The following is a 7,166-nucleotide window of genomic DNA, read 5'->3' as shown; positions in this document are numbered from 1 at the left end:
CGCCGTCGCCCCCTGTTCTCCCTTCTCCATCTCCACCGAACTCCTCCGGGAGGGCGCCGCGCTCGGCCGTCGCCTCGGTGTGCGCATGCACACCCCACCCCTTCCCGAAACCCTGCCGGGGGCGGGCGGGCACAAGCCCGATCCCGGGGGCTCCGTCCCCGAAGCCCGGTGAGCACGGCAGCTTCGCGCCGCAGGGCTTGGCCTCCGGGCCTGGGTGGGTGCGGCAGCTTCGCGCCGGTGCGGCCACCACCCGCGTACCGCCGTGCGGTCCAGCTCGGCGGGCTCGGCCCCCGGGCCTGGGCGGGCACGGCAGCTTCGCGCCGCGGGGCTTTGGCCCCGAACCCCGGGGGGTGCGGCAGCTTCGCGCCGCAGGTCTCCGCCCCGAACCCTGGCGGGTACGCCAGCTTCGCGCCGCAGGGCCTTACCGCGGGACCCCGGGTGGGTTCGGCAACCGCATGTCGTGGAGCTGAGCGCTCGGCTTCGGTGGGCGGGGCGGTCTCGCGCTGTGGGGCTTCGCCCCCGTCCCGGCCAGCCTCGGCGGCTTTCCCTCGCCCGCTCCGGGCCTCCGGGCCCCGGTCTCCTGCCCTCCTGCCCTCCTGCCCTCCCGGCCTCCTGCCCTCCCGGCCGCAGCCTCCCGGCCCCCACCCCCCGCCGCGCCCCCGTCCCGTCTCCTCGGGATGAGGGTGCATCCGGCCCCCCGGGAACGGCGAAAGCCCCGCCTCTCCTGGGGAAGGAGAGGCGGGGCTTTCGGCGTGTTCAGGGTGGGCTCGCACCCGCGTGGCGAACGCGTCCGCGTGCGAGTCCTGGGTGGCCGGGCGGGAGCGGGAGAGAGGGCCCGCTGGGTCCCGTACGGCCGATCACATCAGAGCTCAGCCCTGGAGAGCGGCAGCCTTGGTGGCCAGCGCCGACTTCTTGTTGGCGGCGGCGTTCTTGTGGATGACGCCCTTCGAGACAGCCTTGTCGAGCGCGCGGGAGGCGGCGCGAGAAGCCACGACGGCCTTCTCGACGTCACCCGCGGCGACGGCCTCGCGGGCCTTGCGGATCGCGGTCTTGAGCGAGGACTTGACGGCCTTGTTGCGCAGGCGCGCCTTCTCGTTCGTCTTGTTCCGCTTGATCTGGGACTTGATGTTCGCCACGAAAAGAGCCTTTACAGGTTCGATGTTCCTTCTGGATGCGCCTCGCAGCTGAGAGGGCATACGAGACACAGCTGTCCACAGTATCAGCGACCCTCGCGCCCGCCCAAACCGGGCGCCGGGCGACGGGCATGGGACCATGGAGCCTACGTATCGATCCGACATCGCCCCGAGACGAGACCCTGCGTGCCCGCGACTCCTACCCACGTGCCCGAGCCGAGCCGTACCGACCCGGCTCTGATCCGCAACTTCTGCATCATCGCGCACATCGACCACGGCAAGTCCACGCTCGCCGACCGGATGCTCCAGCTGACCGGTGTCGTCGACCAGCGGCAGATGCGTGCCCAGTACCTCGACCGCATGGACATCGAGCGGGAGCGCGGCATCACGATCAAGTCCCAGGCGGTGCGGCTGCCGTGGGCGCCCACCGATGGGCAGGGTGAGGGCAGGACGCACATCCTGAACATGATCGACACTCCGGGGCACGTCGACTTCACGTACGAGGTCTCCCGGTCGCTCGCGGCCTGTGAGGGCACGGTGCTGCTCGTGGACGCGGCGCAGGGCATCGAGGCGCAGACGCTCGCCAACCTCTACCTGGCGATGGAGAACGACCTCACCATCGTCCCGGTCCTGAACAAGATCGACCTCCCGGCCGCCCAGCCGGAGAAGTTCTCCGAGGAGCTGGCCAACCTCATCGGCTGCCAGCCCGAGGACGTCCTCAAGGTCTCCGCGAAGACCGGCATGGGCGTCGAGGCGCTGCTCGACCGGGTCGTCCGTGACGTGCCGGCCCCGGTCGGCGTCGCCGACGCGCCCGCCCGCGCGATGATCTTCGACTCGGTCTACGACTCCTACCGCGGTGTCGTGACCTACGTCCGTGTCGTCGACGGCCAGCTCAACAAGCGCGAGCGCATCAAGATGATGTCGACCGGCGCCACCCACGAGCTGCTCGAGATCGGCGTCTCGTCCCCCGAGATGACGTCGTCCGACGGGCTCGGCGTCGGCGAGGTGGGCTACCTCATCACCGGTGTGAAGGACGTCCGCCAGTCCAAGGTCGGTGACACGATCACCTCCCTGAACAAGGGCGCCACCGAGGCCCTCGGCGGCTACAAGGACCCGAAGCCGATGGTGTTCTCGGGCCTCTACCCCCTGGACGGCTCGGAGTACCCGGACCTCCGCGAGGCCCTGGACAAGCTCCAGCTCAACGACGCCGCGCTGGTCTACGAGCCGGAGACCTCCGCCGCGCTCGGCTTCGGCTTCCGCGTCGGCTTCCTCGGTCTGCTCCACCTCGACGTGATCCGTGAGCGGCTGGAGCGCGAGTTCGGTCTCGACCTGATCGCCACCGCGCCGAACGTGGTCTACCGCGTGGTCATGGAGGACGGCAGCGAGCACACGGTCACCAACCCGAGCGAGTTCCCCGAGGGCAAGATCGACGACGTGTACGAGCCCGTCGTACGCGCCACGATCCTGGCCCCCAGCGAGTTCATCGGCGCGATCATGGAGCTGTGCCAGACCCGTCGCGGCACCCTCATCGGCATGGACTACCTCTCCGAGGACCGCGTCGAGATCCGCTACACGCTGCCCCTCGCGGAGATCGTCTTCGACTTCTTCGACCAGCTGAAGTCCAAGACGCGCGGTTACGCCTCGCTCGACTACGAGCCCACCGGCGAGCAGGCCTCCAGCCTGGTCAAGGTCGACATCCTGCTGCACGGCGACAAGGTCGACGCCTTCTCCGCCGTCACCCACAAGGACGCCGCCTACGCCTACGGCGTGCGCCTCGTGGCCAAGCTGCGCGAGCTCATCCCGCGGCAGGCCTTCGAGGTGCCGATCCAGGCCGCCATCGGCTCCCGCGTCATCGCCCGCGAGACCATCCGCGCCATCCGGAAGGACGTCCTCGCCAAGTGCTACGGCGGTGACATCTCCCGTAAGCGGAAGCTGCTGGAGAAGCAGAAGGAAGGCAAGAAGCGCATGAAGATGGTCGGCTCAGTGGAGGTGCCGCAGGAGGCCTTCATCGCCGTCCTGTCGAGCGACGAGTCCTCGGGCAAGAAGAAGTAGTCCCAGGCCGCCGCACCGGCTGCCCGGTGCAGACAACGGGTCCACGTGCCACGCGCGCGTGGGCCCGTTCGTTATCAAGCGGCACCCTGCAGACCCTTACGCGCCGGTCCCCGGCCCTTTACTCTGATCCCGGCTCGAAGGTTACTCGCCAGTTAGTTACGAACCACCAGAAGGCACCGCCGCCGCCCGGAGGACGTCGTGAGCGACACACAGACCCAGATCGAGAACCGGCCGCCCTCCGTGGCGACCCTCTTCCTTGAGCGCGTCGAGCGGACCCCGGACGCCGAGGCCTACCGCTACCCGACGCCCGCCGCCGGTGCGGGCCCGGACGACTGGAAGTCGCTCAGCTGGGGTCAGGCCGCCGAGCGGGTCTACGCGATCGCCGCCGGCCTCGTCGACCTCGGCGTGGAGTCCGAGGAGCGGGTCGCCCTCGCCTCCTCCACCCGCGTCGAGTGGATCCTCGCCGACCTCGGTGTGATGTGCGCGGGCGCCGCGACCACCACGGTCTACCCGCAGACCAACGCAGAGGAGTCGGCTTTCATCCTCTCGGACTCCGAGTCGAAGGTCCTGATCGCCGAGGACGCGGCCCAGCTCGCGAAGGCGGTCGAGCGCCGCGCCGAGCTGCCGAACCTCCGCCATGTGGTCGTCGTCGACGCCACCGGCGTGGAGAGCGACGGCGAATGGGTGATCTCGCTCGCCGAGCTGGAGGCGCGCGGCAAGGCCTATCTGGAGAAGCACCCCGAGGCCGTCAAGGAGCGGGTCGCGGCGATCACCTCCACGCAGCTCGCCACCCTCATCTACACCTCGGGCACCACCGGCCGCCCCAAGGGCGTCCGCCTCCCGCACGACAACTGGTCGTACATGGCCAAGGCCATCGCCGCCACCGGCCTCGTCACCCAGGCCGACGTGCAGTACCTGTGGCTGCCGCTCGCGCACGTCTTCGGCAAGGTCCTCACCTCCGGTCAGATCGAGGTCGGGCACGTCACCGCCGTCGACGGCCGCGTCGACAAGATCATCGAGAACCTGCCGGTGGTCCAGCCGACCTACATGGCCGCCGTGCCCCGCATCTTCGAGAAGGTCTACAACGGCGTCGCCGCCAAGGCCCGCGCCGGGGGCGGCGCCAAGTACAAGATCTTCCAGTGGGCCGCCGAGGTCGCCCGCGAGTACGCCAAGGCCACCCAGGACAACTTCCGCCGCACCGGCACCGCCTCCGCGCCCTTCGGCCTCACCGCCAAGCACAAGGTCGCCGACGCCCTCGTCTACGCCAAGATCCGTGAGGCCTTCGGCGGCAACCTGCGCGCCTGCATCTCCGGCTCCGCCGCGCTCGCCCCCGACATCGGCTACTTCTTCGCCGGCGCGGGCATCCACATCCTGGAGGGCTACGGCCTCACCGAGACCTCCGCAGCCTCCTTCGTCAACCCGGGCGAGGCCTACCGCACCGGGACCGTCGGCAAGCCGCTCCCCGGCACCGAGGTCCGGATCGCGGACGACGGCGAGGTGCTGCTGCGCGGCCCCGGCGTGATGGAGGGCTACCACGGCCTGCCCGAGAAGACGACCGAGGTCCTGGAGTCCGACGGCTGGTTCCACACCGGCGACATCGGCGAGCTGTCCCCCGACGGCTACCTGCGGATCACCGACCGCAAGAAGGACCTGATCAAGACCTCCGGAGGCAAGTACATCGCGCCGGCCGAGGTCGAGGGCCAGTTCAAGGCCGTCTGCCCGTTCGTCTCGAACATCCTCGTCCACGGCGCCGACCGGAACTTCTGCACCGCGCTCATCGCCCTCGACGAGCCCTCCCTGCTCGGCTGGGCCGCCGAGCACGGCCTCGCGGGCAGGCCGTACGCCGAGGTCGTCGCCGCGCCGCAGACCGTGACGATGGTCCAGGGCTATGTCGACCGCCTCAACCAGGGCCTCCAGCGCTGGCAGACGATCAAGAAGTTCCGTCTGCTGCCGCGCGACCTCGACATCGAGCACGGTGAGCTCACGCCGTCGCTGAAGCTGAAGCGCCCGGTGGTGGAGCGGGAGTACAAGGGACTCATCGACGACATGTACGCGGGGTCGCGGGAGTCCTGACCGCGGCGGACGCGGGGTCGCCGGCAGTCCCGACCGCCACGCGCGCGTCCTGAGCCCTGCGCTGTGGACAGGTTGTCCACAGGGCAGGGCGTTCACCCCGGGCAGTACGGGACAATGGGGCTCATGCCTTCCGTACTGCCCGATGGTGAGTCCGTGCCCGACGACGGGGCGCTGCCCCCGCACGCCCTCGAAGGGGCGGGGGAGCGGCCGCTCGGGTTCTACCTGCACGTGCCGTACTGCGCGACCCGCTGCGGGTACTGCGACTTCAACACCTACACCGCGAGCGAGCTGCGCGGCACGGGCGGGGTGCTCGCCTCCCGGGACAACTACGCCGAGCAGGTCGCCGAGGAGATCCGGCTGGCCCGGAAGGTGCTCGGCGACGACCCCAGGCCCGTGCGGACCGTGTTCGTCGGCGGCGGTACGCCCACGCTGCTCGCCGCCGGTGACCTCGTACGGATGCTGGGGGCCGTCCGGGACGAGTTCGGGCTCGCGGACGACGCCGAGGTGACGACCGAGGCCAATCCCGAGTCCGTGAACCCGGCCTATCTGGCGGAGCTGCGGGAGGGCGGCTTCAACCGGATCTCCTTCGGCATGCAGAGCGCCAGGCAGCACGTCCTCAAGATCCTCGACCGGACGCACACCCCCGGCCGCCCCGAGGCATGCGTCGCGGAGGCGCGGGCCGCCGGGTTCGAGCACGTCAACCTCGACCTGATCTACGGCACCCCCGGCGAGTCCGACGACGACTGGCGGGCCTCCCTCGACGCCGCCATCGGCGCCGGACCCGACCACGTCAGCGCCTACGCGCTGATCGTCGAGGAGGGGACGCAGCTGGCCCGCCGCATCCGGCGCGGCGAGGTGCCGATGACCGACGACGACGTCCACGCCGACCGGTACCTGATCGCCGAGGACGTCCTCTCCGGGGCCGGCTTCGAGTGGTACGAGGTGTCCAACTGGGCCACCTCGGAGGCAGGCCGCTGCCTCCACAACGAGCTGTACTGGCGCGGCGCCGACTGGTGGGGCGCCGGACCGGGCGCGCACAGCCACGTGGGCGGCGTGCGCTGGTGGAACGTGAAGCATCCCGGGGCGTACGCGGCCGCGCTGGCCGGCGGGAAGTCGCCCGGCGCGGGCCGGGAACTGCTCTCCGAGGAGGACCGGCGGGTCGAGCGCGTGCTGCTCGAACTGCGGCTCAAGGAGGGCGTGGAGCTTTCGCTGCTCAAGCCCGCGGGCCTCGCCGCCTCCCGCGAGGCGCTCACCGACGGGCTCCTCGACCCCGGGCCCTACGAGGCCGGGCGCGCGGTCCTGACCCTGCGGGGGCGGCTGCTCGCCGACGCGGTGGTGCGGGACCTCGTGGACTAGGGACTGTCCTTCCCGCCCTTCCCGGCCGACCTGCCTCGCCCCCCGACAGAGGCAGGGGAGGGCGGGCGGGCCGGTCAGTAGTGGGACGGCAGCACGTCGTAGCAGAACTCGTACATCGCCGGGTTCTGGCCCAGGACCGCCAGCATCTTGTCGCCCGTATTGGGGCCGACGACGCCGTCCGCCTGGGAGCTGCCCAGCTTCGCGCGCTGGAAGTCCAGCACGCCGGCCTGCGTCCGGTCGCCCCAGATGCCGTCCTCCTCCAGCCGTGCCGACGAGGTGTGGGACCAGACCACGGCCGCCTGCACGCACCGCACCCCGTCGCCCTGGTCTCCGTACGCGACGTACGGGGCGGAGGGGACGGCGCTCGCGGTGCCGGCGAGGCTCACCACGGCGAGGGCGACGGACGAGGTCAGCAGCGCCGCTCTCTTGAACACGGGGCGGGAGAACACGGATTCCTCCAGGAGCGTGGTGGTGCGAGTGATCGTTCCGCCACGCTGGCACGGACCCGTGCGTCCCGGCACGGCCCCGGTGTCCCGGGACACCGGGCGCACC

General features: G+C 70.9%; 5 protein-coding genes. 3 read left to right on the top strand and 2 right to left on the bottom strand.

The window, feature by feature from the left end; genetic code table 11:
- Nucleotides 1-869 precede the first annotated feature (869 nt).
- Nucleotides 870-1,136: a 30S ribosomal protein S20 gene (gene rpsT, locus ABT154_RS16850; RefSeq protein WP_056559045.1), complete on the bottom strand. Its 267-nt coding sequence runs from the start codon at nt 1,134-1,136 to the stop codon at nt 870-872.
- A 183-nt stretch (nt 1,137-1,319) separates the two neighbouring features.
- Here rpsT and lepA point away from each other — a divergent pair, with 183 nt between their 5' ends.
- From lepA to hemW, 3 genes are all read left to right on the top strand, one after another.
- The gene (lepA, locus tag ABT154_RS16845) at nt 1,320-3,185 is read left to right on the top strand and encodes a translation elongation factor 4 (RefSeq protein ID WP_351857585.1); all 1,866 of its coding nucleotides are present in this window, start codon (nt 1,320-1,322) and stop codon (nt 3,183-3,185) included.
- Between the two features lie 198 nt (nt 3,186-3,383).
- Entirely contained in the window at nt 3,384-5,258 is a 1,875-nt protein-coding gene (locus tag ABT154_RS16840; protein ID WP_351857584.1) for an AMP-dependent synthetase/ligase, read from the top strand.
- 123 nt (nt 5,259-5,381) lie between these two features.
- Complete coding sequence (gene hemW, locus ABT154_RS16835) at nt 5,382-6,614, top strand: radical SAM family heme chaperone HemW (protein WP_351857583.1); 1,233 nt, start codon at nt 5,382-5,384, stop codon at nt 6,612-6,614.
- Nucleotides 6,615-6,688: 74 nt separating this feature from the next.
- Here hemW and ABT154_RS16830 read toward each other — a convergent pair whose 3' ends face one another.
- Nucleotides 6,689-7,063 carry a peptidoglycan-binding domain-containing protein gene (locus ABT154_RS16830; RefSeq protein ID WP_351857582.1) on the bottom strand — a complete coding sequence of 125 codons (375 nt, stop codon included), beginning with the start codon at nt 7,061-7,063 and terminating at the stop codon, nt 6,689-6,691.
- Between the last annotated feature and the right edge of the window lie 103 nt (nt 7,064-7,166).

The organism is Streptomyces sp. NPDC001728 (genome assembly GCF_040297565.1).
Lineage (GTDB): Bacteria > Actinomycetota > Actinomycetes > Streptomycetales > Streptomycetaceae > Streptomyces.
Note: the sequence above shows the minus strand (reverse complement) of the source record. Positions and strands in the feature narration are given on the sequence as shown.

Coding starts and splice junctions, on each gene's coding strand:
- hemW (WP_351857583.1), top strand. CDS start 5,382: ATGCCTTCCGTACTGCCCGATGGTGAGTCCGTGCCCGACGACGGGGCG.